Source organism: Lentzea sp. NPDC036955 (assembly GCF_055608005.1).
This window is the reverse complement of record NZ_JBVJRC010000009.1, coordinates 211716-238281: the sequence shown is the minus strand read 5'-3', so window position 1 is coordinate 238281 and position 26566 is coordinate 211716. Positions and strand designations below refer to the sequence as shown.

Genomic DNA, 26566 nt, shown 5'->3' with positions numbered 1-26566 from the left:
GCCGCGTCATCCGCCGTTCTCGATCCCCGCGCGCCGCACCCTCGCCTCCGCGACGATCCGGTCCGCCTCGTCGAGTGCGACGTCGCGCAGCTCCGCGAGGGCCCGCATCGCCTCGGCGCGGCGGGCGGACATGGCGAGCCGGAAGTCCTCGCGGACCTCCTCGCGCTGGGCCGCAGCCTGTTCTTCGAGGCCGCGGGCGCGCGACTCGGCCTCCCCGACGATCATCAGCGCCTGGAGCTGCGCGTCCCTGATGACCTCGCGGCGTTCCTCCTCGGCCAGCGCGACCATGCGCGCGAGCCGTTCGGGCAGGCCCCTGAGGTCGATCGGGGTCAGGCAGATGCGGTGCAGGCCGTCCTGCAGCGCCGTGTTCTCCTCCTGCACCGACATCAACCTGCTGGCCAGCGCGTCGGCGCGGGCCTCGGAGGCGTCGCGGTCGGCGGTGACCAGGCGCAGCTCGGCCTCCAGCTCGGCGACGTAGTCGTCCACCTCGTCCCGGTCGTAGCCGCGCCAGCGCAGCCCGAACCACGTGCGCAGCGGAACCAGGTCCGCCCTGCTCTCGACGGTCACGTGCGGCCTCCCATGCCTCCCGCGAGTCAGTCCTGACAGGGGGTACGTACGCGGTGCGGCATCGGTTCTACCGAGTTCACCGGGCACAATGTGGACGTGACCACCAAACTGTGCCCCTGCGGCACCGGCCAGTCCTATGTGGACTGCTGCGGTGCGCTCCACTCCGGCGTCCGCACGGCGGCGACCGCTGAGCAGCTGATGCGCTCCCGGTACAGCGCTTTCGCACTGTCCGATGAGGACTACCTGCTGCGCACCTGGCACTCGCGGCACCGGCCGTCGGACGCGGGCACCGGCGACAACGACCGCTGGCTGAAGCTCGAGGTGCTGGCGACCGAGAACGGCGGACTGCTCCAGAACGAGGGCGTCGTCGAGTTCCGGGCGCACTACGTGGGCGGTGTCGTGCACGAGCGCAGCCGCTTCATCAGGGAGAACGGCCAGTGGGTGTACCTGGAGGGTGACCAGAAGTGACGACCGTGACGATCGGGAGCCGGTTCAACGGCCCGCCGGGGACGGGCAACGGCGGCTACGTCTCCGGCCGCCTCGCCGCGCACGTCGGCGCCGGTCCGGTGAGCGTGCGGCTGCGCAAGCCGGTGCCGCTGGACCGGGAGATGCGGGTCCGCGACGGTGAGCTGCTCGACGGTGACGTGGTGATCGCCTCGGCCGCACCGGCGGCGCTCGACCTGGCGGTCCCTGCCGTCCCCACGCTGGCGGAGGCCCGCGCGGCGGCGGCGCAGGTGCCGTGGCGCGACCGGCACCCGTTCCCGACCTGTTTCGGCTGCGGCCCCGACCGCGAGGACGGCATCGGCGCGCTGCTCGGGCCGCTCGCGGGCCGGGAGGAGTGGGCCGGGGTCTGGCGCCCGACCGCGGTCCTGCCCCACGAGGGCGGGCACGTGCGGCCCGAGGTCGTGTGGGCGGCGCTGGACTGCCCGTCGGCCCAGCCGGTGGCCCCCGACGGCGGTCCGGCGTTCGTGCTCGGCACGTTCGTGGCGCAGGTGGAGCGGCCCGTCGAGCTGGACGTGGACCACGTGCTGCTCGCGTGGGAGCTCGGCCGCGAGGGGCGCAAGGCGTACTCCGCGTCGGCCATCATCGGCCCGGACGGTGTGTGCGGCCGGGCGACCGCGGTGTGGGTCTCGATCGGATGACACCAAATAACCCGACTGGGTGACGGAGCGCTGACGCGTGTTGATAGCGTGCACGACCGTTGCCCGGTTCCACCGAAAGGGCGAGTGAACGGGATGGCACGGAGGTGATCAGGCGCTTGATGGGCCGACGTGCCGCCGCCCGCGGCGACCAACAGACGCAACAGGTGCAGCCGATGCACGCACAGGCCCAGGAACAGGCCCTGCAACCGGCCGAACAGCCGACGCCCACCTACGAGGTGCCGGTGTCCTACGAGGCCCCGTCGTACGAGTACGAACCGGAGCCGCCGAAGCCACCGCAGCCGCAGCGGACGCCGTACGCGGCGAACTTCGTCGGTGCCACGCTCGTCGTCTCCGCACCGGAGGGACCGGGTCAGGGCGCGACCGGGCTGGCGCGCGCACTGCCGGCCGACCGCGGTCGCACCGTGGTCGTCGTCGACTTCCCCAGCGGGGACCAGAGCACGTTCTGGCCGCACGTCGTGACGGCGCTGAACGGGCGCGGGCCGGTCCGGCTCGCCGTCTCGCACGCCGGCACGATGCGCCCCACCGCGCCCGCGCAGTGGCTGGCCGAGCAGCTGCAGACCGAGGTCGTGGCCCCGGACGGCGTGCTGACGACCGTGCCGGGTGCCGCGTTCGTGGTCGGCTCCCAGGGCTACGGCAGCTGGGTGCGGTTCCAGCCGAACGCCTCGCCGATGCCGTTCGGCCGCCGCTTCCCGGTGCCGCAGTGGGAGGCAATGGACCCGAACTCGCCGTGGCCCACCGGCGAGGTCGGCGTCTCCGAACCCATCCCGTCGGGGCTGTGGCTGCGCGCGCAGCAGCCGCCGTTCGACCCGTCCGCCCCGGACGCCCGCCCGATCGTGGCGCTGCCGTGCCGCGACAACGTGCTGACCGTGGTCGTCGGCGGGCCTGGCCAGCCGGCCATCCCGACCGACGAGGTCTGCCGGCTCCTCACCGCGCTGCCCCAGGCCGCCCGGTCGCGGGTGCGGCTCGTGCCCTACGGCGTCGACGCCGAGCTGGGCAAGCTGGTCGCCGACGAACTCGGCGAGCCGATCGCCGCGTTCACCGGCCTGCCGGTCGGCAACCTGCGCGGCGGCGGTCCCGCGGTCATCGCGGTCGACCCGCGCGGGCAGCAGACGTGGCGGCCGTTCGTGACCGAGATGCAGTGCGTCCCGCACGAGAGCGTGCCGGTCGTGACCGGCTACCGCACGCCGGTGCCGGGCCTGAGCGAGGTCTCGCCGGGCGTGTTCTCGCTCGGCGACGGCGTGGTGCTCGAAGTCGTGCCCTCGGGTCTGTGGGTGCGCGAGCACGACGAGCCGTACAACGCCGCCGAGGTCCGCTCTCAGGCCGTGGACCCGGAATGGGCACGTCTGACCGTGGGCACGCCAGGGCGCACGACGCCCGGTGCGGTCGCGGTGCACGGCGCTGCTCTCGTGGAACGCCTTGAGCCCGAGGTCCGCAAGCTGCTTCGAGTCGTCTTCTGCGACTCGAAGGTGTCACCGCCGCCTCCGCCGCCCCCCTCGGTCCCGCAGCACGCCGCCCCGGCCCACGCCGCGGTGGACGGCGGGTTCGCCGAGCCCGCCGAGGCGCCACCGGTGGCGAAGACCGGATCGTCCGCCACCATCGCCGCGGCGCTCGGTGCGGCCGCGCACGCGTTGTCGCAGCGCGACTCCGCGGACAACGGCACCGGCTTCTTCGCGGCCGTGACGCCAGCGGATGCGGAGCGGCCCACGTTCGGTGCCGGGGTGACGCCCGCGGGATCGGAGCGACCGGCGTACGCGGAGCCCGACCACCCGGCGCGGCCCAGTTTCGGTGCCGGGGTGACGGCCGACTACGAGCCGCGACCCGCCTACGAACCCGAGGCACCGCGCGCCACGTTCGCCGGCATCCCGGTCGACACCGACCAGCCTGCCCGGTCCGCGTTCGCCGAGCCCGAGTCGCCCCGTCCGGTGTTCGCCGGTGTGCCGGTCGACCAGGAGGCGACGGTCCGGGTCGCGTTCGCCGCGGTGGGCGCTGATCCGGAACAGCCGGCCCGGCCCGCCTTCGGTGCCGCGGCCGTCGAGGGCGGTCCGGCCATGGCGGCCGTGACGTCGCACGCGCTGGCCGACCCCGACGACGCCGCCTACCCGTCGTCCGACCCGGACGCCGCCGCAGTGCGGTTCCGCGTCGACGGGCCGCTGCCCGCCCAGCCGCTGGCCTTGTGGGAGCAGCCCGCGCAGGGCACCGGCGACCGCGAGACCGTGGCACCCGACCACAGCAGCTCGGAGGTCGAACGCGACGCCGTGCGCCGTGCGCTGGGCGAACGGTACGGCGCGCACGCGGCGACCGTGTGCCGGCTGCTGGCGCAACGACCCGACGCCGAGGAGGACCCGGCGGCGTTCGAGGCGATGGTCACCGACCTGACAGCGTTGCTCGCGTGCGTGTCGCAGGACGAAGAGATGGTCGTCGAGACGCTGCGCATGGGCCGACTGGGCCGGTTGCGCCCGTACGTCGCGTGCATCGTCTCGGGCCTGAACCGGCTGCCGGTGCACAACGGCGTGGCGACCGTGTGGGGTGTCACCGGCCCGACCGGGCCGCGGCGCTACCGCAGCGGTGACGTCCTGGTCGAGCACGGCCTGCTGGACGCCGTCGCGAACCCCGTCCAGCGCGTCGAGGGCGCGGTCGAGTACCTGCTGTGGTCGGTCACCGGCCGCAGGGTCGAGGTCGCCGACCGCGTCGCCGTGGCCACCGAGGAACGCGTCGTGTTCCCGCCCGGCACCACGTTCCGGGTGCTCGCGGTCTCCGAGGCCGAGGGCGAGCACCCGATGCAGGTGCTGCTGCAGGAGGTCGCGGGCCCCGCGGCCGACCAGGAGATCGCGAACCTGCGGCCCAGCGTGCTGTCCCGGCTGGAACGCGCGGCCGCGAACCTGCGCGTGCTGCCGTCGGTGCCGGCCGCCGCGGTGCAGGCCTGACCGCCCACCCGGGCATCCGGTACGCCGAACCGGCGGTCGGCCCGCTGCGCCTGCGTCCGCCCGTGGACTGCGACGGCGAGCCGACCGGCGCGTTCGGCGACCGGCACCCGCCTCGCCGAGCAGGCCAGCGGCTACCGCTTGGTCTACGCGCACCCGGCGCGGACGTGCCCGCCGTGTTCCGCGGCGACATCGCACGGGCGTGGGCCGCGTTCGCGCACACCGGCAACCCCGGCTGGCCGCGAGAGGTCAGCTTTCGGTGGTGAGCCCGAGCGTGCCGTCGAGCTTGGGCACGCAGGCCCCGTCACGCTTGTCGGCGGCCAGGAACTCGCTCAGGCAGTTCGCGAGCTGCTCGTGCCCGCGGGCGTTGGGGTGAAACGACTCCTGCCACGCGTGCGCCGACCGCCGGTCGTCCTTGAGGCCGTCCCAGTCCAGCGTCAGCCGGGTGAACCACTCCTCCTCCGGTGACGAGCCGCTCGCGCACGCCTCGTGGCCCTCACCGGCCCGTGCCAGGTCGAGGAACCGGGCGTTGACCTTCCCGGCCGCCACGCGCAACCCGTTCGACAGCTCCGGCACGCCCTCCTCGACGACCCACTCCAGGTCACCGGTGCGCAGTGGGCAGCCGGACAGGTTCTGCAGCGACTTCGGCACGTTCGGCGCGACCGGCGCCGCGTAGGACTGCACGACGAGCTGGTAGGACGAGTCGAGGTAGCCCGAGTCGCGCATGGTCTGGCGGATCGCGTTCAGCGTGTTCTCGACCTTCGGCACCATCTTCGCGACCCGCTTGGTCCACTCCGGCGCCACCTTCGCCGTGCAGTCGCTGCGCGCACCCCACGCCTGCACGCACGTGTTGAGGATGTCCGCGAACTTGGGGTCGTCGTTGGCCCCGACGGCCACCACGAGCGCGACGACCCGATGGGAGCCGGCGATCCTGCGCAGCTCCGGCAGCTGCTGGGTGCGCAGCCGGTCCGAGTTCGCGCCCGAACAGGCCAGGTTGAACCGCTCGTCGGCCTCGAACCGCGCCTTCATGATCGACGCCTCGCTGGAGCGGTGGCACCAGTTGCCGCCCTCCTCGCCGTTCGTGCCCGGCTCGTAGGAGCCAGCGCCCTCACCGGACAGGGTGCTGTCGCCGAGCGCCACCACCGCCGTCCTGGACTCGCGGTCGGGGTCGGACGGCGGCGGGAACGGGTGGTCGCTCACGACCAGCACGATCGCCAGCACGACGATCGCCATCAGCGGAAGAACTCTGCGCATCGCACACCAGCCTACCGACCCCCTCCCGCCCGCCGTCTTGCCGCACGCGGGGACCTCCCGTGCGCCAGGAGAGTACGAAAGCTCCCCGCGTGCACCCCGCCGGTTTGCTTGCTGCACGTGGGGGCCTTTCGTGCGCCAGGGGAGTACGGAAGCTCCCCGCGTGCACCTGAGCGGTGGCCGAATGAGAGGGCGGAATGGCGTTGCCGCCACCGCGGGTGATGAGGAAAGTGGAGTTGTGGGGAACTTGAGGGAAGTAGTCGTGGTCGGTTACGACCGCACGGCGCTGCTGGACCTGGCGGGGCCGATAGAGGTGTTCCAGGCGGCGAACCACGGGGGTCAGCGCTACCGCGTCACCGTGGCCACGCTCGGGGGAGAACCGTTCACCGCCACCGCGGGGGTGCGGATCGGGGCAGGTGCGGACCTGCGCACGCTCGACCGGCCCATCGACACGCTGCTCGTCGTGGGCGGCTGGGGGTACGACGAGGCCGCGACCGACCCGGTGCTCACGACGCACCTGCGGCGGCTCGCGCTGAAGTCGCGGCGGATCGCGGGCGTCTGCACCGGTGCGGTGGTCCTGGCGGGGGCCGGGCTGCTGCACGGGAAGAAGGCGACGACGCACTGGGCGTTCACGGGCGAGCTCGCGGCGCGCGGGGTCGACGTGGAACCGGACGCGATCTTCGTGTGCGACGGTCAGGTGTCCACTTCGGCCGGTGTGACGGCGGGCATCGACCTGTCGCTCGCGATGGTCGAGCAGGACCACGGCCCGGCGCTGGCCCGCCGGATCGCGCAGTACCTGGTGGTCTTCCTGCAGCGCAGCGGTGGCCAGTCGCAGTTCAGCGTGCACACCCGCACGCCACCGGTGTCCGACGACGCGCTGAGGGCGTTGCTGGACGCGATCCACGCCGACCCGACGCGTGAGTGGACCGTGCCCGTCATGGCGCGCAGGGCGATGATGAGCGTCCGCCACTTCGCCCGCGTCTTCTCGCGCAGCGTCGGCATCTCACCCGCGCAGTACGTCGAACGGGCCCGCGTCGAGGCCGCGGCCGACCGCCTGGCCAGCACCGGTGACGGGCTGGACCTGGTGGCGCGGCAGAGCGGTTTCGGCTCGGCCGAGACGTTGCGCCGGGCCTTCCTGCGCGTGCTCGGCGTGTCGCCGGGCAGCTACCGCGCCCGCTTCCGGACGACGGGGGTCGCCTGATGGACGTCGCGTACGTGCTCTACCCGAACCTGACCGCGCTCGACCTGGTCGGGCCGTTCGAGGTGCTCGGCTGCGTGCCGGTGGTGACACCGCGCTTCGTCGCGCGGACGCTCGACCCGGTGCGCTCCGACAACGGCCTGACCATGGTGCCCACCGACACGTTCGACACGCTCAAGTCGGCGGACGTGGTCGTGGTGCCGGGGTCGGGCCGCTGGAGGGAGGTGCTGCGCGAGTCCGCCGAGCTGGTGGCGTGGCTGCGGGAGGTGCACTCGACGACGAAGTGGACGACGTCGGTGTGCACGGGCTCGACGCTGCTCGCCGAGGCCGGGGTGGTCACGAGGGCCACCACGCACTGGGCCGCCCGCGACGACCTGACCGCGCGCGGGGTGCAGGCGTGCACCGACCGGGTCGTGTTCGACGGCAAGGTCGTGACCGGTGCGGGCGTGTCGGCCGGCATCGACATGGCGTTGCAGCTGGTGGAACGTGAGTTCGGCACGGCGGTCGCGCAGACCGTGCAGGTCGGCATCGAGTACGACCCGCAGCCGCCGCACGCCTACGCGCAGATCCCGGCGGAGATCGAGCAGAACCTCAGGGCGCTGTTCGCCGCGAGCCCGAGCTGATCCGGCCGCCGGCCAGCTCCAACACCCGGTCGGCGGCGGCGTGCACGGCGTCGTGGTGCGTGGCGATCAGCACCGCGGCGCCGTCGTCGGCGACCCGGCGCAGCAGCCCGATCGTGGCGTCGGCGCTGACGGCGTCCAGGTGCGCGGTCGGTTCGTCCGCCAGCAACGCCGACGGCTTCGCGACCACCGCACGCGCCAGCGCCGCCCGTTGCTGCTGCCCGAACGACACCTGCGCCGGGTACCGCCGGGCCAGGTCCGCGATCCCCAGCTCGGCGAGCACGTCCGCCACCGGGCCGACCGGCAGCCCGCGCAACCGCAGTGGCAGCGCGACGTTCTCCTCCAGCGTCAGCTCGGTCGCGAGTCCCAGCGACTGCGGCAGCACCGCGCACGCCGACCACGCCGCCGGCCCCGGCGTGACGGTGCCGGAGTCGGGGAAGTCGAAGCCGCACAGGACGGACAGCAGCGCCGTCTTGCCCGACCCCGACGGCCCGCTCAGCGTCACCAGCTCGCCCGGTGCCACGGACAGGTCGACCCCGCGCAGCACCTCGACGCCGCCGAACGACCGCCGCATCCCCGTCGCGCTGATCACGACGCCACCAGCGGCACGCAGAGGTCGGCCAGCTCGACCAGCCGCGGGTCGTGCGAGGCCACGAGTACGGGCACCGGCAACGACGTCAGCGTCTCCAGCACCAGGTCCGCCGACCGCGCGTCGAGCTGCGAGGTCGGCTCGTCCGCCACCACGACCGAGGCACCGCGCGCCAGCGCGCAGCCGAACGCGAGCCGTTGCTGCTGCCCGCCCGACAACGCCCCGATTCGCCACGTCCCCGAGCCGCCCAGCCCGAGCCGTTCCAGCAGCGACAGGTCCGTCGCGCCCGCCGCCCGCAGGTTGTCGCCGACCGTGAGGTGCCCGATGAGGTTGTCGGCCGGGTTCTGGAACACGACCGCGATCTCCTTGCGCCGCAAGGACCGCAGCTCGCGCCACGACAGCTGCGAGGTCGGCCGGTCGTGCACGAAGACCTCGCCGGCGGACGGCCGTTCGACCAGCGACAGCACCCGCAGCAACGTCGACTTGCCCGACCCGGACGGCCCCGACAGCACGGTCAGGCCGGGCGCGGTGCGCAGCGACATGTCCGCCACCGCCCGCACCCCGCCGTAGGACACCCCGACGCCACAAGCGCGAATCACCTGAGCAGCTCTCCCATCCGCGCGGTGCGCACGCCGCGCAACGCGAGCCACGCCGCCGCCGCGACCACCGCCGCACCGCACACCACCATCAGCCCCAGCAACGGCACCAGGTCCGGCAGCACCGGTGCCGGGTTCAGCCACGGCGCCGGGTCCAGCCGCGGCACCGCGGCCCCCGCGCTCACGAACGACGCCACCGCACCGACCGCCACCGCCGCCACCGCGATCGCGCCCACCTCCAGCAGGTGGCTCGACCACAGCAGTGCGGGCTTCATCCCCATCCGCGTGGACAGCGCGCCCGACACGGCGTTCTGCCGCCGCCGCACCTCGATCGCCAGCAGCAGCGCCACCGCCGCCACCACCGCGAGCACCACGCCGATCGCCGCCACGAACCCGAACGTCCACTGCACGGTCAGGAACGGCAGCCCGTCGAGCACCTTCGCGCGGTCGGCGACGTTCGTGTAGTGGATGCCCGCCTTCTGCAGCTCCGCGGTCAGCGCGCTCACCGGCAGCGACGACCACAGGTGCCACGACCCGACCTGTTCGGGCGCGGGCACCGCGGACCGCGTGATGACGTACCCGCGGGTGCCGAGCTTCGGGAACGACGGCAGCGACTCGGACGGCTTCAGCAGCGGCAGGCCGGGGACCTGCATCTCCTGGTTCGCCGCCCGCCCGATCCGCACCGCGGAGGCGACCGCGCCGGTCTTGCCCAGGCCCGCCAGCACCGCCCGCACCCGGTCCGGGTCGCCGACGATGGCCGCGTCGGTGAACGTCGCCGGGTCCACGACGAGCGCGCCGGAGCTCACGCCGACGAGCGTTGTGGTGCCGCGCAACGACTCCGGCAGCGCCACCTTGCCGGTGGCGAGGTCCTGCGACACCTGCGCCGTGCTGTTGGCGCCCACGTGCACGGCGGACTTCGAGTCCAGCGCCGACCGCTGGGCACCGGCGACCGAGCTGCCGACCGCGATCGTGCCGACCGCCAGCACCCCCACGAGCACCACGCCGGTGACCGGTCCGGCGGCCGCGGCGAGCCGGCGCACCGCCAGCTGCGCGGCCGGCACCCGCCAGAACTGCACGCGGTGCGACCAGGTCAGCGTCCAGCGCAGCACCCGCGTGGCGAGCAACGCCGCCGCGAGCACCACCAGCAGTGGGAACGTCAGCGCCGCCGCGTCGATGCGCGGCAGCTCACCGGCCCCGGGCCGGGTGCCCAGCCCGTTCTCCGCGAGCCGCAGCCACGCGAGCACCGCGAGCCCGCCGACCGCGAGCTCCCACGGCAGCACGGCGAGCCGCCACCGCCGGGGCCGTCCCTGGAACGTCCGGTGCGTCCTCCAGCAGGCGGTCAGCACGGTCACCGCGAGGCTCAGCACCACCACGGCGAGCACCGCGCCGAGCGCGGTCCACAGCGTTCCGGGCGCCGGCGCCGTGCCCGGCCCGTAGAGGGGCAGCAGCACCCGCGCGGCCACCAGTCCCAGCACACCGCCGAGCACCAGCGGCAGCCCCAGCTCCAGCACCCCGCGCAGGCCCAGCGCGAGCGGGCCGGCACCGCGCACCCACAGCAGCCGCAGCTCGGAGTGCCTGCGCTGGGCCCACTGCACGGTCACCGTGCCGACACCGGCGAGCCCGACGAGCACGCTCACGACCACCAGCGGCAGCAACGCCGACCCGACGTTGTCCCGCGCGGTGGCCGACGCGGTGATCGCGGCGCTGACGAGGTCGGTCCTGGTCAGCGGGAGGCCGAGCTTCGCCAGCAGCGCGTTCCCGTTGTCGCGCAGGGCTTCCGCCTCGGCGATGGTGGTCACCGGCGCGGCCGGGAACCGGATCGACACCGTGGCGCTGGAGAAGTCCGCCGGCAGCAGTGCGAGGTCGGCGGCCTGGTGCACCCAGATCACCGACGTGCTGGCGCCCTCACCGGCCAGCGGGTTCGGCACGACGGTCTTCGCCTCGGAACACCACCAGTCCGCCACCGGGTGCGCGAGGTCCGCGTAGATCGCGCTGACCACGAGCGTCGACCCGACGAGCCGGTCGCCGATCTTCACCTTCGCGGCGGACGCGACCGTCTGCGGCACCCACAACCCGGTGCCGCCGCCCTGCAGCACCCGCAGGTGCTCGGTGGCACCCGGCCGGTACCCGAACCGCGCGTAGGTCGCGAGCCCGGTGAAGTCCGGCCGCGCGATGTTGGTGTAGACGGCACCCAGGCCGCCATTGGTCGTGGCCGTGCGGACGGCCTGCGCCAGCGGAATCCCGTCGCCGTCGAGGGAGGGGTGCATCGACTGTGGACAGACGCGGCCCTGCTGGTAGGCGAGCGCCGCGCTGCCGGCCGCCGAGGAGTGCAGGACCGCCGCGGCCACCACGAAGCCGAGCAGCAACGTCGTCACGATGCTCACGACGAGCGTGAGCGGGCTCGACAGCGCTGCCCGGGGGGCGGCTCTCCACGGCAATTGCACCAGCGCACGCTAACCGGCGAGCTGCGTTTTCGGGAGCCCTTGGCCGTTCTCGTCGCCGGACCTACACCCAGCTCCACCGGATGCCGACCCAGTTCACCGACACGTTCGACTCGAAGTGGTGCACCGAGTGCGTGTGGTCGAGCGACAGGTCGATCGTGCGGTGCGGCTCGGTCTCCTCCCAGTCCTGCAGGTAGACGTGCGGGTCGACGGGCAGCGCGGCCGGGTCGAAGTGGACCTCGATCAGGCTCTGCGCGAGGAAGCACCGCACGCCGTGCGCGTACTCGACGCTGTCCACGCGCGTCGGGTCGTGGATCGAGTACTCGAACACCCACGTCTCGCCCAGCCGCAGCGGCCGGTCGAACAGCAGCTCCTCGACGGTCGTCCGGTCCTCCAGCACGGTCTGGCCGAGCCGGCAGTTGCGCAGCGGTTCGTGCGCCACGCGGACCAGGTCGTCGCCGTAGTAGTGCGCGTTGTAGCGGTCCACGCCGTCGGTGTGCGCGCGGACGACCATCTTCACCAGGGCGCGGGAAGCGTGCCGGTCGGCGTCGACGAACACCCGGTCGTGCCGGGCGACGACCTCCAGGTCGTTGGCGTCGAAGCCGGGCATCATGCCGGGCACGACGTCCGGCCAGCCGCTCGGACCGGTCTGCTCCAGCAGGTCCAGCAGCGAGCGGTGCGGGACGTCGAGCAGCTCCTCCAGCACCGCGACCGCGCGCAGCGACTTCGGCGAGACCGGCCGGACCCGGCCCTGCTGCCAGTCGCTCAGCGTCGACAGCGCGACCGGGACGTCCTGCTGGGCCAGCCGCGAGCGCAGCCGCTCCAGGGTGAGCCCACGCCGGCGGATCGCGGCTCTCAGCGCCGCGTGGAACGGCCCGATGCGCAGCAGTGCCTCGAGACTGGGCGTGGTGCTCACCCCCGTGAGCCTAACGACTCCGCGGAGCCCACCGGTTACAGCGAGAAGCCCTCCGGAAACGGGTCTGACGGGTCGAGCAGGTACTGGCCCATCCCGGTGATCCACGCCCGGCCGGCCACCGTCGGCAGCACGGCGGTGCGGTCGCCGAGCGCGACCTCCTCCAGCAGCGTTCCGATGAAGCGGGTGCCGATGAACGACTCGTTCACGAACTCCGCGCCCAGCGCGAGCTCGCCGCGGGCGTGCAGCTGCGCCATCCGGGCGCAGGTGCCGGTGCCGCAGGGGGAGCGGTCGAACCAGCCGGGGTGGATGGCCATCGCGTTGCGCGAGTGGGCGCCGTCGTGACCGGGCGCGGTGAACTGGACGTGCTTGCAGCCGCCGATCGCCGGGTCGGTCGGGTGGACCGGCCGGTTGGTGCGGTTGATCTCGTCCATGATGGACAGTCCGGCGGCGAGGATGCGGTCCTTCTCCGCGCGGTCGAACGGGATGCCGAGGTCCGCGAGCGGCAGGATGGCGTAGAAGTTGCCGCCGTAGGCCATGTCGTAGCGGATCTCGCCGAGACCCGGCACGGTGACCGCCGCGTCGAGCTCGTGGGCGTAGGCCGGGACGTTGCGGATCGTCACGAGCCTCGTGCGGGTGTCGTAGTCGGCGAGCACCAGACCGGCCGGGGTGTCCAGCCGGACCGTCGTCACCGGCTCGGTCACCGCGACCATGCCCGTCTCGACCAGGACCGTGGCCACGCCGATGGTGCCGTGGCCGCACATCGGCAGGCAGCCGGACACCTCGATGTAGAGCACGCCCCAGTCGGCGTCCTGACGGGTGGGCGGCTGGAGGATCGCACCGCTCATCGCCGCGTGCCCGCGCGGTTCGTTGACGAGCAGCTTGCGGACGTGGTCGTGGTCCTTGATGAAGTTGAGCCGCTTGTCGGCCATCGTCTCGCCGGGGATGACGCCGACGCCGCCGGTGATGACGCGCGTGGGCATGCCCTCGGTGTGCGAGTCGACCGCGCTGAAGTACCGGGCGAACCTCATGAGGTGGCCAGCTCCATGTCGGCCTCGATCCGGGTGCGCTGCGCGTCGGACAGCGGGCCGCGCGGGGGACGGCACGGTCCGCCGAAGCGGCCGACGAGGTCCATGCAGTACTTGATGGCCTGCACGAACTCGGTGCGCGAGTCCCAGCGGAAGGCGGGCACCAGGCGTTCGTACAGCGACCGGGCCTCGTCGAGCTTGCCGGCCCGCGCGAGGTCGAACAGCTCGGCCGACTCGGCCGGGAACACGTTGGGGTAGCCCGCGAACCAGCCGGTGGCGCCCATCAGCAGGCTCTCCAGCACCACGTCGTCGGCACCGGCCACGACGGTCAGGTGCGGTGCGGCGGCCCGGATCTCCAGCACCCTGCGCACGTCGCCGGAGAACTCCTTCACGGCCACGACGTGCTCGATCTGGCCGAGCTCCGCGATCAGGTCCGGGGTGAGGTCGACCTTGGTGTCGATCGGGTTGTTGTAGACCATGATCGGCAGACCGGCCTTGGCGACCTCGCGGAAGTGGTGCACGACCTCGCCGCGGTTGGCCCGGTACATCGTGGGCGGCAGGCAGAGCACGCCGTCCGCACCGTCCTCGGCGGCCAGTTCGGCCCAGTGGCGGGCCTGGTGCGCGCCGACGCCGTGCACGCCGACCACCGCGATGCCCTTGCCCTTGACCGCGGCGATGGCGGTCTGCGCGACCTCCCGGCGTTCGGCGTCGGTCAGCGACGAGTACTCGCCGAGCGAGCCGTTCGGGCCGACGCCGCGGCAGCCGGACTCGACCACCCAGCGGCAGTGCTCGGCGAACCGGTCCAGGTCGGGCCGCAGCCCGGCGGGAGCACTGGCGTCCTCCTTGTACGGCAACGCGGTGGCGACGATGACGCCGTCGAGACGTTCGGTCATGAGTCCTCCTCGGGGAGCGCGGCGAGTTCGCCGAGCGGGATCGGGACCGCGATCACGCGGCGCTGGTCGTCGAACGGGATTCCGGTGAGCTCGGCGGCGTTGCGGGCGCAGATGCGGCCCTGGCAGCGGCCCAGCGCGACCCGGCTGGTCAGCTTGAGCTCGCGCATGGTCGTGGCGGCGGCGGTGTCGAGCGCCGCGCGGGTCACCTTCTCGCAGCGGCAGACCGTGGTTTCCGGTGTGAGCCAGGTCCGCCAGCCGGGCCGGACGGCGTGCACCCGCGCCAGTGCCGCGGCGAACAGGCGGCCGTCGCGCACGGCCCTGAGCGCGGATTCCGGTGGTTGCCGCCCGGTGGCTGCGGCCCCGGCGACGACGCCCTCGGCCTCGGACAGGTCGGCGCCGCCGATGCCGGTGACCTCACCGGCCGCGTACACGCCGGGCACCGAGGTCCGCTGGTGGTCGTCCACGTCGTAGAACCCGCCGGTCCTGGCGGCGTGCGGGACGAGGTCGGCGCGCGGCAGGAAGCCGTAGCCGATGCACACGAGGTCTGCCCGCACGGTGCGGTGGCCGACCGGGCGCCAGGCGCTGTCGAGCTTCGCGACGGTGACGCGGTCGCCGTGCTTGGCGACGACGGCGGTGCGGGTCTCCAGGCGCGGCAACACCTTCCGGTACCGCGCGAGCTCGGCGACCTTGTGCCGGTTCGCGGCGACCGCCCTGGCCTCCTTCGCCCACGCCAGCGGCGAGTTCGCCTCGTAGACGCCGACGAGGGTGGCGCCGAGGTCCTGCAACGCGGTCGCGACCGGCAGCAGGAACGGGCCGGTGCCCGCGACCACCACGCGTTCGGCGAGGGTGACGCCCTGCTTGGCCAGCGCCTGGGCGGCACCGGCGGTGATCACGCCGGGCCCGTCCCAGCCGGGGAAGGGCAGCGGGCGGTCGTAGGCGCCGGTGGCGACGACCAGCGCGTCGAAGGGGAGCTGCCGCGGGCCGCGCAGGTGCAGGACGCCGTCCTCGACGAGCCACGCCTCGGTGTCGCGGAGGTGGGTGACGCCGGGGTGCGCGAACGTGGTCCTGCCGCGCAGGAACTGGCCGCCCGCCTCGGGTTCGGAGTCGACCATGACGACGTCCGCGCCCGCGTCGGCGGCGGTCCTGGCGGCGGCCATGCCGGCCGGTCCGGCCCCCACCACCACGACCCTCACGACGTGGTCCTGATGGTGTCGCCGTCCGCGAGCCGGTGCCGGCAGGCGCGGACCTCCGGGGTCCCGTTGATCTCGGCGACGCAGCCGAAGCAGACGCCGATGCCGCAGAAGAAGCGGCCGGGCAGCAGCTCCGCGACGTGGTCGGCCTCGCGGGGGAGGCCGTTGAACGTGACCTTCACACCAGCACCTCCGGCCGGTCGACGCGGAACGGGTGGGGATCGACGTGCGGCGCGGCACCGGTGAGCAGCTCGGCGAGCAGCCGCCCGGTTGCCGGGGCGAGCCCGACACCGGCGCCCTCGTGCCCCGTGGCGTGCCACAGGCCCGGTGTGCGCGGGTCCTCGCCGATGATCGGCAGGTGGTCCGGCGCGTACGGGCGGAAGCCGCCGTACGCGCGCATGACCGGCACTCCGGCGAGCATGGGGAACATCGCGATCGCTCTCTGCGCCAACGCCTTCAGGACCTTCGACTCGATCGTGTCGTCGAACCCCTTGCGCTGCCGGCTCGACCCGATCAGGACCGTGCCGGCCTGCGTCGACTCGACCACGCCGGAGGTCTGCAGGTCGGCCTCGCCGCTCGCGACCGCGCCGACGTAGTCCGCGTCGTAGACCTTGTGCCGGATCGTGCCGGGGATCGGCGTGGTGACGAGGACGACGCCGCGCCGGGGCAGGACGTTCACGCCGAACCGGCGCGCCCACGGCCCGGTCGCGTTGACGACGGCACCGCAGTGCAGGACGCCCCGGTCGGTGGTGACGGACCTGCCGTCCACCGCGGACGTCTCCGCCTGGAGGACCCGGATGCCGCGCAGCAGGGTCCGCGTCGCCTTGACCGGGTTGAGCTGGGCGTCCTGGAGGTAGTGGACCGCGGCGGTGACACCGGGGTTGAGGTGCGGTTCGCACGAGAGGGCTTCCTGCGCGGTGAGCTCGCACGCGTCGATGCCCGCGGCGCGCTGCCCGGCGGCGAAGGCCCTGAGCGGTTCGACGGCCTGCTCCGTCGTGGCGACGACGAGCCCGCCCTTCTCCTCCCACTCCGCGTCCTGCGCCAGCTCCGGCCACAGCTCCCGGCTGGCTCGGGCGAGCTCCAGCTCCGGTCCCGGTCCCTTGTCGCTGACCAGCACGTTCCCCTCGCCGGCCGCGCTGGTGCCCGCCGCCGGCCCGTGGCGGTCGACGACCAGGACGTCGAGCCCGCGCGCCGTCAGCGCCTGCGCGCACGCGGCCCCGACGATCCCCGCTCCCACCACCACGACGTCCGGGTGCATCACTCCACCTCCGTTCAATAGAATGAACGTTAGTGCTTCGGGTACTCCAGCACCAGTACCGAGCTGACCTCACCGCCGACGGTCTCGTACAGGTGCGGCACCGAGCCGGGGAAGCACACGTAGTCGCCGGGCCCGAGCTCGAACGGCGAGTCCGTCGGCCCCACCCGCAGCGTCCCGCCGGTGACCAGCACGTGCTCCTTGCCGGGATGACCTTCGCTGGTCTGCGTCGCGCCCGGCCGCACACGCTGGTCGTAGATCTCGATGACGGTGTCCGCGACGTCCATCCGGCGCATCAGCCGCAGGTCGACCGCGTTGCTGCTGAGCTGCTCCACGTCCCTGGCCCGCACCAGGATGACCTCCGGCGCCGTCCGCTCCGACAGCAGCTCCGACACCGGCACGTTCAAAGCGTTCGACAAACTGAACACTGTCTCGATGGTCGGGTTCCCCGACCCGCTCTCCAGCTGCGACAGCGTGCCCTTCGCGATCGACGACCGCCGCGCGAGCTCCGACAACGACAACCCGCGCTGCTCGCGAAACGCCCTGATGTTGGCGCCGAGCACCCGACCCGCACTCATACCGCGAGATCGTTGCATAGGCTGACCGCATGACTGCCTACACGGAGGCGGAGGGCCAGACGCTCCGCACCGCCGTCTTCGGTGCCATGGTCCTGGTCTCCACCGCGGACCCCGGCGCCGTGGACGAGGAGAGCCACGCCGGCATCCGCGCCATGACCCTGCTCTCCGACGACCTGCGCGAAGTGATCGCCGCGGCCCCACCGTCCCTGCCCCGCGGCTCGTCGGCCGACGTGGAGGAGGGCGTCCTGACCGCGCTGCGCTCCGCCGTGGACATCATCGCCGCGCACGAGCCGCGCGACGTGCCGATCTTCCGCGCGGCGGTGGCGGAGATGTGCCGGTCGGTGGCCGGGGCCGACGGGGCGGTGGCGGTGGCCGAGAAGGCGGTGGTGGAGCGGGTGGTGGCGGCGCTGGGCGCCTAACCGGCCTGCTCGCTCTCCCGCACGAGCCCGCGCAACGCCTCCGTCACGTCGTCCGGCAGCCAGCTGACTGCGAGCAGTTCGTTCCACATCGGCGGCATCGGGCCGAGTGCGCCGCGTGCGGTCTTGACCGCCGCGTTGCGGTTCCCGCAGAACGCCAGTGCTTCCGCGTGGTGCAGCCGCACCGTCTGGTCACGTCTTCTTGCGGCCAGGTACTTCAGGTAGCCGCACAGGTCGCGGAAGCCGGCCAGGGCCTTGGCCCGCGCCTCGACGTGCTCCGCCAGCAGCACGTCGAGGCGCGCCTCGTTCAGGAGCGAGCCCGTGTCGTCCGCGGTGATCCTCCCCGCCGCCCGGTAGGCGTCGCGCGCCTCCGTCAACGCCGCCCGGTCGTGCCGGACCCTGGCTCGTTGCCAGCAGACGTCACCGAGCGCTCGGCGGGACTCGGCGTCCGACTCGTCGAGCGCGGTGGCGGCGTGCAACGAGGCGACGGCTCCGTCCAGATCACCCGCCGCCGCGAGCGCGAGGCCCAGCTCACGGGTCCAGAGAGCGGAGCTCGGCCGGCGCTGCACGGCGGTGGTGAGGGAACCGACGGCGCGGCGGGGATCTCCTGCCGCGCGATAGGCCCTGCCGAGCTCGCCGTGAGCGTCCGCGTCGGCGGGGTTGATCTCGACAGCACGCCGGAGCAGGTCGATCCGGTCGTGGCCGGAGGCGAGCAGGGCGGCGCTGCGCAGCTCGCCGGTGCGTTCCCGCCGCAGCTTGCTCACCTCGGCGGTGAGCTGGTCGTACTCCGCTCTGGACACGGTGATCTGGTCGGCTCCGTGCCGCACCATGCTGTCGACGTGGCCCAGGTCCAGACCGTTGACGATCATGTTGGTGATGGTGGTCCGCGCACGCTCCAGCTCGGCCGGGTCGCTGCTGTAGAGCACCGCGCGCGTAGCCGCCACGTTGAACATCAGGTCCCGCTCGGGGTTCTGGCACACCGGGATGGTCACGTTGTCCCGCAGCGCCCACCGCGCCCCGAGCTCGAGGTACACGTTGGGGTTCGCGTCGGTCAGGTCGGCGATGTAGATCGTCGCGCTGACCGCCTCGGCGAACATCGTGTGATGGATCGGTCCCGCGGCCTGCCGGTCCCGTTCCACCAGCACGTCGACCTCGCACCCGAGCCGCTCGCCGACGGCGGCGCCGACAGGGCGGTACAGGTGTGCCTTGATCGCGTCGAGATCGGTCCACTTCCCCGGACCGTCGAGGATCCGGCCGGGAGAGGCGACGAAGATCCTCAGCCGTTCCGTCACGTCGTGCTCGGCCGCGACGCCAGCCACGCGCTGTGCTCCTTGCTGATCGCCCCCTCGGCCTCCGCCACCGCGGCGGGCCAGTCGGCCTCCTCCACGTCGGCGAGCCGTTCGTAGATCAGCGCCAGGTCGCTCGCGGCCGCGGAGTAGCCGAGGGACAGGTTCTCGTGCTGCTTGAGCCCCAGCCACGCCGCGCCGCCGGCGACCGCCGCCGCCATGACGCCGGACATGTCGACGTCCCAGGCGCCCATGACGCGGGCGCCGGCGAACAGGATCGCGACGAACTCACCGGCGATCAGCAGCATGCGCCACAGGTTCGCGCGGAACTCGTTGGTCGCGGCGCGGGCTTGGTACCACTCCAGCTGGTCCTTCACCCGGCCCTCGCGGTAGGCGGTGCGGCGGTCGGCGAAGGGCTTGCGGCGCAGTTCCTCGCGGCGCTCGGCGCCGGAGGGGTTCGTGCTGGCCAGGCGGAGCTTCTTGCCGTGTTCGGCCACGACCTCGGCGATCCTGAGCTGCAGCAGCTGCTTGGCGCCGGCTCCGGTGAACGGGTCGGCGCCCACGGCGTAGCGCCACACCAGCGACTTGATCTGCTCGGCGACGGCGCGGCCGGCGTTCCACTTCTGCTCGGGGTGCTGCGCCCACAGCAGGATCTCCGTGAACAGCGCGACGAAGAAACCGGCCAGGGCTACGAACGCCCACAGGTCGTAGGTGCCGCCGATCTTCCACTTGAACGCGCCGCCGATCGCGGCGACCACGGCGCTCACCAGCCGCACGCGGCTGAGCAGCAACGTCTTCCGCTGCCCTTGGCGGGACGCCTCGTCCGCGTCGTGGAAAAAGCCGGGCAAGTCCGCGTCGGTCATGTGGTCCCTCTCCGCCAACGCTGATCGTCTGCCTCCGAACGTTGTCGTATCACGTCCCGCTCCAGCGCGGAGGAGGTACCGCGGACGAACCGGGGTGTTCACCCGGACAGCCGAGAGGCGGCTGCTGCTTTCGCGGCGCAAGACGTCCTACCCGCCTTCCTGAGCGGAGGAGGTCCCGTTCTCAGCTACCGCCGCGCATCATGGGGTCATGCTGGAAGCACTGCGGCGGCAGCTGAGCAACGGCCTGTTCGAGAGGGTCGTGGGCCCGGACCGCGAAGACCAGGTCCGCACCATCCACGAGGCACCCGGCCCCCGCATGTTCGCCGACGACCGCCCGATCCGGCAGGTGCACGCCGACCACGCCATGTTCATCGGCGGGTTGCGGGCACTGCTGCTGCAGTCGCTGCACCCGCTGGCGATGGCGGCGGTGGCCGAGCACTCCGACTACCGCACGGACCCGTGGGGGCGTCTTCAGCGCACGAGCCTCTTCGTGGGCGTGACCACGTACGGCACGAAGGAGGACGCGCACAAGGCGATCGACAAGCTGGCGCGCATCCACACGTACATCCACGGCACGGCGTCCGACGGGCGCCACTACCGCGCCGATGACCCGCACCTGCTGGAGTGGGTGCACGTGGCCGAGGTGGACAGCTTCCTGCGCTGCCACCAGCGCTACGGCGAGCAGCCGCTCGACGACTACGACGGGTACGTGCGGGACATGGCGGTGATCGCGCGGGCCATGGGCATCGCGGACCCGCCGGAGACCACGCGGGAGCTCGCGGACCGGCTCGACGCCTACCGGCCCGAGCTCAAGGGCACGCCGGAGGCCCGGGAGGCGGCGCGGTTCCTGCTCCTCAAGGCACCGCTTCCGCTGGTCGCGAAGGGGCCGTACGCGGTGCTGGGCGCCACGGCCGTGGCCACGTTGCCGGTGTGGGCGCGGATGCCGCTGCGGCTGCCCTACCTGCCGGTCTCCGAGGCCACCGGGGTCAAGCTCGCCGGCCACGCGCTGATGCGCGGGCTGCGGTGGGTCACGAGCTGAGGAAGTCCACCACCAGCGGTGACGCGACCGCGCGGAACTCCTCGAAGTAGCCGTGCCGTGCGCCCTCGATCAGCTCCACGCGCGCGCCCGGAATCCGTTCGGCGATCAGCGGTGCGTTCGCGGTGGGGTTGAAGATGTCGTCGGTGCCGTGCACGACCAGGGTCGGGCAGGAGATCGACGGCAGGGCGTCCCACGCGTCGTGTTCCGCGCTGGCCATGAGGTGCAGCTTGCGCGCGTAGGGCGGCATCGCGGGATCGCCGAGCGTGTTGAACGGGCCGCGGTACGCCGGTGTGTACATCAGGTCGACGAGCGCCTTGCGCGCCTTCATCTGGTCGACCTGGGCCAGCGACCTCCTGACCTCGGCACTGCGCTCCACGGCGTGCGGGCCGCCGGGGGAGGTGCAGCCCAGCACTAGTTGGGAGACCCGCTCCGGGTGGGCCGCCGCGATCCACTGCGCGATCCGCCCGCCCATCGACGTGCCGTACACCAGGGCCTGGTCCAGGCCGAGGTCGTCGAGCACCGCGACGCAGTCCGAGGCGAACAGCCGTGTGCTGTACGGGGACTCCGGCTTGTCGCTGGAACCGGTGCCGCGGTTGTCCATCACGATCGTCGTGAAGTGCGGCGTGAAGTCCGGCAGGACCTGCCGCCACCACCGCGACGAGTTCGCCTGGCCCGCGATGAGCAGCAGCGGAGGGCCAGAGCCCTCGACCGAGTAGAAGAGCGCGGTTCCGTCCGTCGCACGAGCGTGGGGCACGGGTGCGCAGTCTACGACCTTGACGCGGTGGTAGATGGTCTAGTCCAATTCACGGTGGACCCCCTGCCGGCCGCCACGCGTGAGGGATGGATCAGCCATGACGTTGTTCGCTCGAATAGCCGCGGTGGCCGCACTGGTGCTCGGCACCGTGCTCGTGAGCCTCGCCCCCGCCAGCGCCGCCGGAGTCACGGCGACGGTCACCAAGCAGTCCTGGGCCACCGGGTACACCGCCACGGTCACGGTCAAGAACGAGACCAGCGCGGCCATCGGCTCCTGGAAGGTCGAGTTCGACCTCCCCGCGGGCACGAGCACCGGTGCCTACTGGGACGCGCTGCTCACCAAGAGCGGCAACCACCACGTGTTCACCAACCGCGAGTACAACGGCTCGGTCGCGCCCGGCGCCAGCGTCTCCTTCGGGTTCAACGCCACCGGCACCGCCGACCCGCAGAACTGCACCGTCAACGGCGCGGCGTGCGCGGGCGGCGGCACCCCGCCGACCTCCACGACCACGACCAGCACCACCACAACGACCACAACCACCACCACGACGACGACGACGACCACGAGCGGACCGCCGCCCACGGGTTCGTTGCCGCGCAAGGTCCTCGTCGGCTACCTGCACGCGAGCTTCGCCAACGGCTCCGGCTACCTCCGGATGCGCGACGTGCCGGACGAGTGGGACGTGATCAACCTGTCGTTCGCGGAACCCACCAGCGCCACCAGCGGTGAGCTGCGGTTCGCGCAGTGCCCGGTCGCGGAGTGCCCGAACGTCGAGTCCGAGGCCGACTTCATCGCCGGCATCCGCGCCCAGCAGCAGAAGGGCAAGAAGGTCCTGATCTCCATCGGCGGTCAGAACGGCCAGGTGCGCCTGGAGACCACCGCCGCGCGCGACGCGTTCGTGCGCTCGGCGTCGGCGATCATCGACAGGTACGGGCTGAACGGCCTCGACGTCGACTTCGAGGGCCACTCGCTGTCGCTCAACGCCGGCGACGTCGACTTCAAGAACCCGACCACGCCGGTCATCGTGAACCTGATCTCCGCGCTGAAGTCGCTGAAGTCCCGCTACGGCGCCGACTTCGTGCTCACGATGGCGCCGGAGACGTTCTTCGTGCAGGTCGGCTACCAGTTCTACGGCGGCACGGGCGGCGCGGACAGCCGCACCGGCGCGTACCTGCCGGTGATCGAGGCGATGCGCAACGACCTGACGCTGCTGCACGTCCAGCACTACAACTCCGGCCCGATCATGGGCCTGGACAACCAGTACCACTCGATGGGCGGCGCGGACTTCCACGTGTCCATGGCCGACATGGTGCTCGCCGGGTTCCCGGTGCGCGGCGACGCGACGAAGTTCTTCGCGCCGCTGCGCCAGGAGCAGGTGGCGATCGGCCTGCCCGCGTCCGTCAACGCCGGCAACGGCTTCACGTCGGTCGCGGACGTCCACACCGCGCTGAACTGCCTCACCAAGGGCACGAACTGCGGCAGCTACAAGCCGAAGGGCGTGTACCCGAACCTGCGCGGCCTCATGACGTGGTCGATCAACTGGGACAAGTTCAACGGCTCCGAGTTCTCCAAGCAGCACCGGGCCTACCTGCCGAGGTAGCGCCACCGCGGGCGGTTCCGCTGTCGTCCCCCGGCGGCGGAACCGCTCAGCACGCCTGCCGGAACGCCAGGTGCAGCCGGGCCGTGATCTCCTGCGCCGCCTCCTGCGGGCGCGCCAGCAGGGCGTGGAACGGCACCGCGGCACCGGACTGCACCCTGATCCGCGCGGCCGTGCAGAACCCGCCGGCACCCGGCAGGTGGCCCGCACCGTGCTCGGTCAGCCCCGCGGCCGGTTCCAGCCCCGCGGTGACGGCGACCGCGGCCGGCGCGGGCACACCGGAGAGCCCGGACAGCTCGGTGAGCAGCCGCAGCGACCGTTCGACCTGCTGCCCCAGCGCGGTGCGGTCGACCACCGAGCCGTGCGCGTCGTACCGCAGGGGAGACCACGCGCACCGCTGGCCGGAGCGGCGGACGGCGAGCCCGCGGTGACCGTCCGGGCTCGGCGCCGACCGCACCCACACCGCGTCCGCCGTGACGTCGGAGGTCAGCCGCTCGGAGCCGGTGAACAGGCCGTGCCCGCGCCCGTGCGCGGCCAGGAGCTCCGGCAGGCGCTCCAGCGCGGGCACCTCCAGCCGTCCGTACTCGTCCATCGGCACGAGGTGGACCTCGACGGCACACCGCTCGACCACCGAACCGGTGCCGATGAGGTCGGTGCGCCAGCTCAGCTCCACCGGCCGCTGCCACGTGATCGCGGCGGCGCTGTGGCCCGGGACCGGCGCGGGCAGGCGGGGCGCCGAGGCGAACAGCTCGGCGGCGACCGCGAGGGTGAAGGCGGCGGCGTTGCCCGCCGCGATCGACTGCCACCCGGCGCGGTCGGTGTCCAGCTTGCGCCCGTCGGCCTTGTCGCTGATGCCGCGCACCGTCAGGAACGGCGCCCGGTTCAGGTGCGCCGCCTTCGCCGTGCCCGCGCTCTCCAGCTCGACGGCGGCCGCGTCCGAGTAGTGCCGTCGCAGGTGCTCCGCCGACGGCGTGAGCCGGGAGTCGAGCACGACCTCACCGGCGGCGATCGGCCGGAACACCACCCTGGGCGCGGTGGGCAGCCGCCACCGCCCGTCCCGGCTGACCGCACGCGCGATCTGCTCCAGCTCGTGGTCGGCGTCCCACGCCTGCGGCCGCGCGCCGAACCCGTTCTCGCCCTCGACACCGCCGTGGTGGCCGTAGACCTTGGTCGCGACGACGACGGCGCCCAGGTCGAGGTCGTCGTGCAGCGCCCCCGCGATCCCGGCGAAGAACACGGCCCGCGGCCGGAACTCCGCGATCGCCCGTTCGGCCAGTACCGCGGCCGGCTGGTTGCCCGCACCCGCCGACGCCAGCGCCACCCGCCCGGTGCCGCCCCGGATCCGGCCGACCTCGAACCGCGTGCCGGCGGCGTGGCGGAGTACCGCCGGCTCCTCGACGAGGTCCCTGACCGCGGTGTACTCGCTCTCCAAGGCCGTCAGCACGACAACGATGTCGGACGCTTCGCTCGTCACGGTGATCCTGTCCTGGCAGCGCACTCCTGCGGGCAAGCTACCTGCCGCGATGCGGTTCCTCCCCGTGCTGTCCGGTTTTTGTCAATGAACCGTCGACTTCACACGTCCGGTCGCCGCGTCCCGCGTCCACTGTGGACAGACGAGTCGGTGTGCTGGAACGAACTGGTTCGGTTCGGAATGTGGTACACGGGGTGGCATGGGCGACGTGACCATCAGGCCGGCGCGACCCGAAGACCTCGGGTCGCTGGCCGAACGACTCGGGCAGGAGCGCTACTTCGCCGACCGCCTGCGCCGGCAGTCGGACCGCAGGGGAGTGCTGCTCACGGCGTGGCTCGACGACGTGCTGATCGGCGACGTCTACCTCTGGCTGGAACCGGCGGAGGAACCGGAGATCCGCCGGTACCTGCCGAGAACGCCGCTGGTCACACACCTGGAGGTGCACCGCGACCACCGCAGGCAGGGCACCGGGACGAAGCTGATCGGCAGGGCCGAGCGGCTGCTGGCCGAACGCGGGCACGGCGTGGTGGCCCTGGCCGTCGAGGTGACCAACACGGCAGCGGCGAAGCTCTACGACGGGCTGGGCTACCGCGGCTGGGGCCATTCGGCCGTCGAGTGCTACGCGCCGCCCGACGAGAACGGGCACCGCGAGGTGGAGGTCTGCGACGTGCTGGTGAAGGACCTGGTCCGCTGAGCACCTGGCCAGAAGTCTTGCCCGCTCCCTTCCCCTCCTTGCAGACGCCGGCGAAGCCAGGGGCGGGGACTCGGGGCGTCACAGGCACAACATCTGGCAACCTGCTCAGAGGTACGTGGTCACGTGCGCCAGACCCAGGTGGGCGATGACCTTGCCCAGGTCGCTGTCACGCGGCGCGTGCTGCTCGTGGTGGTCGAGGTGCCGCTGCCAGACCGCCCGGTCCCTGCGCCAGGCCTCGACGTACTCCTCGCACGACTTCGGCGAGATGGACCGGCAGCGGCGCAAGGCGGCGTCCAGCGACCTGAGCTTCTTCGCCTTCCGGCCGGGATCCACCTCGGTGTCCCTCGTCATGTCCATCGTCTGCGCGATGAACTTCTGCCGCTTCGACAGGTAGCCGGCCCAATGGCCGGTGTTCGCGCCGGTCAGCGGCAGGCCTTCGTCCAGCAGCCAGAAGAGCCCCTCCGCGAGGACGTCGCCGAACTCCTCCGCCTCGGCCCGCTCGTGGACGCTGAACGGGTCGTACTCCTCCTGCACGGCGATCCCGGTGACCGTGGTCCGGCGCAGCTTCTCGTCACCGAGCAGGAAGAACCAGTCCTCGTTGTAGATGTCGGGGAAGAAGGACGACGTCGTGCCGGCGTGCACCGCCATCGCGCCCCCGCCGACGAACGTCTCCTGGGCGCCGCCCGCCTCCCGGTAGGCGTGGCACACGACGGAGTTGTCGGGGTAGCCCGTGATCTTCAGGCCGACTCCGGCGTAGTCGTCGGTGAGCGCCGCCGCCCGGCCGAGGTCGAGGTGGTCCGGCACCTCGATGTCGTCGTCCAGGAAGACGATCCGGTCCCACTTCGCCACCCGCGCCAGCAGGAGGCCCAGGTTGCGCTTCAGGGCGAGGTCGCTGCGGTGGGTGAACTCGGTGTCGCGCAGCAGGGTCGACGTCCTGAACGCGGGCAGGAGCCGCGGGGGGAGGTCTTCCACGTCGATCGCGACGACCTCGACCCCGGCCCGGGAGGCGCGCAAGGCCACTCGGAACGCCGACGTGTCGTTCCGGCTGCACAGCGCCACCAGGACGCAGCCGAGCCGCACCGCCAGGTCGATCGCGTGCTGCATCGCGTGCGACGAGCGGATGGTCGGCACGACGATCGCCCGCAGCGCGGCGGTGGACGTGGTTCTCGGCGCTTCGTCGAGCAGCCCGCGGTGGTTGCCGTGGTGGTGCTCGGAGCGGACCTGGGTGGCGTTCTTCACGGGA

Annotated in this window: 26 protein-coding genes; 9 read left to right on the top strand and 17 right to left on the bottom strand. The window is 72.8% G+C overall.

From position 1 onward, the window contains the following. Nucleotides 1-6: 6 nt before the first annotated feature. Nucleotides 7-567, bottom strand: coding sequence for a DivIVA domain-containing protein (locus tag ACZ7CF_RS30380; protein WP_470371181.1), 561 nt, complete (start codon nucleotides 565-567; stop codon nucleotides 7-9). Nucleotides 568-663: 96 nt separating this feature from the next. Here ACZ7CF_RS30380 and ACZ7CF_RS30375 point away from each other — a divergent pair, with 96 nt between their 5' ends. The 3 genes from ACZ7CF_RS30375 to ACZ7CF_RS30365 all read left to right on the top strand — a co-directional run bounded on the left by ACZ7CF_RS30375 (nucleotide 664) and on the right by ACZ7CF_RS30365 (nucleotide 4654). Further along, nucleotides 664-1035: a YchJ family protein gene (locus ACZ7CF_RS30375; protein ID WP_360396473.1), complete on the top strand. Its 372-nt coding sequence runs from the start codon at nucleotides 664-666 to the stop codon at nucleotides 1033-1035. Then, complete coding sequence (locus tag ACZ7CF_RS30370; protein ID WP_470371180.1) at nucleotides 1032-1709, top strand: hypothetical protein; 678 nt, start codon at nucleotides 1032-1034, stop codon at nucleotides 1707-1709. Before ACZ7CF_RS30375 ends, ACZ7CF_RS30370 begins: the two co-directional genes overlap by 4 nt. A 173-nt stretch (nucleotides 1710-1882) precedes the next feature. Then, a complete protein-coding gene (locus tag ACZ7CF_RS30365; RefSeq protein WP_470371179.1) occupies nucleotides 1883-4654 on the top strand; it encodes a hypothetical protein in 2772 nt (923 codons plus the stop codon). Nucleotides 4655-4900: 246 nt separating this feature from the next. Here ACZ7CF_RS30365 and ACZ7CF_RS30360 read toward each other — a convergent pair whose 3' ends face one another. Next, nucleotides 4901-5905, bottom strand: a complete 1005-nt coding sequence (locus ACZ7CF_RS30360; protein WP_470371178.1) for a GDSL-type esterase/lipase family protein — start codon at nucleotides 5903-5905, stop codon at nucleotides 4901-4903. Between the two features lie 259 nt (nucleotides 5906-6164). Here ACZ7CF_RS30360 and ACZ7CF_RS30355 point away from each other — a divergent pair, with 259 nt between their 5' ends. Together ACZ7CF_RS30355 and ACZ7CF_RS30350 are read left to right on the top strand one after the other, a co-directional pair. After that, on the top strand, nucleotides 6165-7103 hold the full coding sequence (locus tag ACZ7CF_RS30355) for a GlxA family transcriptional regulator (RefSeq protein WP_458431372.1): 939 nt from the start codon (nucleotides 6165-6167) through the stop codon (nucleotides 7101-7103). Then, on the top strand, nucleotides 7103-7723 hold the full coding sequence (locus ACZ7CF_RS30350; RefSeq protein WP_360392718.1) for a DJ-1/PfpI family protein: 621 nt from the start codon (nucleotides 7103-7105) through the stop codon (nucleotides 7721-7723). The genes ACZ7CF_RS30355 and ACZ7CF_RS30350 overlap by 1 nt, the downstream gene beginning before the upstream one ends. On the opposite strand, the gene ACZ7CF_RS30345 is transcribed toward ACZ7CF_RS30350, so the two are convergent. The 10 genes from ACZ7CF_RS30345 to ACZ7CF_RS30300 all read right to left on the bottom strand — a co-directional run bounded on the left by ACZ7CF_RS30345 (nucleotide 7692) and on the right by ACZ7CF_RS30300 (nucleotide 17203). Continuing rightward, nucleotides 7692-8294, bottom strand: a complete 603-nt coding sequence (locus ACZ7CF_RS30345) for an ATP-binding cassette domain-containing protein (RefSeq protein WP_470371287.1) — start codon at nucleotides 8292-8294, stop codon at nucleotides 7692-7694. The two genes, ACZ7CF_RS30350 and ACZ7CF_RS30345, sit on opposite strands and share 32 nt — an antisense overlap. Before the next feature lie 14 nt (nucleotides 8295-8308). After that, nucleotides 8309-8908 (bottom strand): ABC transporter ATP-binding protein, encoded by a 600-nt coding sequence (locus ACZ7CF_RS30340; RefSeq protein ID WP_470371177.1) that lies wholly within the window; start codon nucleotides 8906-8908, stop codon nucleotides 8309-8311. Further along, a complete protein-coding gene (locus ACZ7CF_RS30335; RefSeq protein WP_470371176.1) occupies nucleotides 8905-11289 on the bottom strand; it encodes an ABC transporter permease in 2385 nt (794 codons plus the stop codon). Before ACZ7CF_RS30335 ends, ACZ7CF_RS30340 begins: the two co-directional genes overlap by 4 nt. Nucleotides 11290-11410: 121 nt before the next feature. Beyond that, on the bottom strand, nucleotides 11411-12262 hold the full coding sequence (locus tag ACZ7CF_RS30330; protein WP_360392726.1) for a hypothetical protein: 852 nt from the start codon (nucleotides 12260-12262) through the stop codon (nucleotides 11411-11413). Nucleotides 12263-12297: 35 nt separating this feature from the next. Then, nucleotides 12298-13290 carry a proline racemase family protein gene (locus ACZ7CF_RS30325; RefSeq protein WP_470371175.1) on the bottom strand — a complete coding sequence of 331 codons (993 nt, stop codon included), beginning with the start codon at nucleotides 13288-13290 and terminating at the stop codon, nucleotides 12298-12300. Next, complete coding sequence (locus tag ACZ7CF_RS30320) at nucleotides 13287-14180, bottom strand: dihydrodipicolinate synthase family protein (protein WP_458431379.1); 894 nt, start codon at nucleotides 14178-14180, stop codon at nucleotides 13287-13289. The genes ACZ7CF_RS30325 and ACZ7CF_RS30320 overlap by 4 nt, the downstream gene beginning before the upstream one ends. Further along, a complete protein-coding gene (locus ACZ7CF_RS30315; protein WP_470371174.1) occupies nucleotides 14177-15373 on the bottom strand; it encodes an FAD-dependent oxidoreductase in 1197 nt (398 codons plus the stop codon). Before ACZ7CF_RS30315 ends, ACZ7CF_RS30320 begins: the two co-directional genes overlap by 4 nt. After that, a complete protein-coding gene (locus ACZ7CF_RS30310; protein ID WP_458431381.1) occupies nucleotides 15370-15552 on the bottom strand; it encodes a 2Fe-2S iron-sulfur cluster-binding protein in 183 nt (60 codons plus the stop codon). The genes ACZ7CF_RS30315 and ACZ7CF_RS30310 overlap by 4 nt, the downstream gene beginning before the upstream one ends. After that, nucleotides 15549-16628: an NAD(P)/FAD-dependent oxidoreductase gene (locus tag ACZ7CF_RS30305; RefSeq protein WP_470371173.1), complete on the bottom strand. Its 1080-nt coding sequence runs from the start codon at nucleotides 16626-16628 to the stop codon at nucleotides 15549-15551. Before ACZ7CF_RS30305 ends, ACZ7CF_RS30310 begins: the two co-directional genes overlap by 4 nt. A gap of 29 nt (nucleotides 16629-16657) precedes the next feature. Beyond that, nucleotides 16658-17203: a helix-turn-helix domain-containing protein gene (locus ACZ7CF_RS30300; protein WP_360392744.1), complete on the bottom strand. Its 546-nt coding sequence runs from the start codon at nucleotides 17201-17203 to the stop codon at nucleotides 16658-16660. 29 nt (nucleotides 17204-17232) lie between these two features. Between ACZ7CF_RS30300 and ACZ7CF_RS30295 the strand changes: the two genes are divergently transcribed. Next, on the top strand, nucleotides 17233-17622 hold the full coding sequence (locus ACZ7CF_RS30295; protein WP_470371172.1) for a hypothetical protein: 390 nt from the start codon (nucleotides 17233-17235) through the stop codon (nucleotides 17620-17622). Here ACZ7CF_RS30295 and ACZ7CF_RS30290 read toward each other — a convergent pair. After that, nucleotides 17619-18938: a tetratricopeptide repeat protein gene (locus tag ACZ7CF_RS30290; protein WP_470371171.1), complete on the bottom strand. Its 1320-nt coding sequence runs from the start codon at nucleotides 18936-18938 to the stop codon at nucleotides 17619-17621. The genes ACZ7CF_RS30295 and ACZ7CF_RS30290 overlap by 4 nt on opposite strands. Then, nucleotides 18908-19768: a DUF4231 domain-containing protein gene (locus ACZ7CF_RS30285; RefSeq protein WP_360392750.1), complete on the bottom strand. Its 861-nt coding sequence runs from the start codon at nucleotides 19766-19768 to the stop codon at nucleotides 18908-18910. Before ACZ7CF_RS30285 ends, ACZ7CF_RS30290 begins: the two co-directional genes overlap by 31 nt. A gap of 208 nt (nucleotides 19769-19976) precedes the next feature. On the opposite strand from ACZ7CF_RS30285, the gene ACZ7CF_RS30280 reads away from it, so the two are divergent. Next, the gene (locus ACZ7CF_RS30280) at nucleotides 19977-20807 is read left to right on the top strand and encodes an oxygenase MpaB family protein (protein WP_360392753.1); all 831 of its coding nucleotides are present in this window, start codon (nucleotides 19977-19979) and stop codon (nucleotides 20805-20807) included. Here ACZ7CF_RS30280 and ACZ7CF_RS30275 read toward each other — a convergent pair. Next, complete coding sequence (locus ACZ7CF_RS30275; protein ID WP_470371170.1) at nucleotides 20797-21561, bottom strand: alpha/beta fold hydrolase; 765 nt, start codon at nucleotides 21559-21561, stop codon at nucleotides 20797-20799. The genes ACZ7CF_RS30280 and ACZ7CF_RS30275 overlap by 11 nt on opposite strands. Before the next feature lie 97 nt (nucleotides 21562-21658). Between ACZ7CF_RS30275 and ACZ7CF_RS30270 the strand changes: the two genes are divergently transcribed. Further along, a complete protein-coding gene (locus ACZ7CF_RS30270) occupies nucleotides 21659-23161 on the top strand; it encodes a chitinase (RefSeq protein WP_470371169.1) in 1503 nt (500 codons plus the stop codon). Between the two features lie 46 nt (nucleotides 23162-23207). Here the strand turns inward: ACZ7CF_RS30270 and ACZ7CF_RS30265 are convergent, their stop codons facing one another. Continuing rightward, on the bottom strand, nucleotides 23208-24632 hold the full coding sequence (locus ACZ7CF_RS30265) for a 5'-methylthioadenosine/S-adenosylhomocysteine nucleosidase family protein (RefSeq protein ID WP_470371168.1): 1425 nt from the start codon (nucleotides 24630-24632) through the stop codon (nucleotides 23208-23210). Nucleotides 24633-24837: 205 nt separating this feature from the next. Here ACZ7CF_RS30265 and ACZ7CF_RS30260 point away from each other — a divergent pair, with 205 nt between their 5' ends. Further along, complete coding sequence (locus ACZ7CF_RS30260) at nucleotides 24838-25323, top strand: GNAT family N-acetyltransferase (protein ID WP_470371167.1); 486 nt, start codon at nucleotides 24838-24840, stop codon at nucleotides 25321-25323. A gap of 105 nt (nucleotides 25324-25428) precedes the next feature. Here ACZ7CF_RS30260 and ACZ7CF_RS30255 read toward each other — a convergent pair whose 3' ends face one another. Continuing rightward, on the bottom strand, nucleotides 25429-26562 hold the full coding sequence (locus ACZ7CF_RS30255) for a hypothetical protein (RefSeq protein WP_458431390.1): 1134 nt from the start codon (nucleotides 26560-26562) through the stop codon (nucleotides 25429-25431). Nucleotides 26563-26566: the final 4 nt, after the last annotated feature.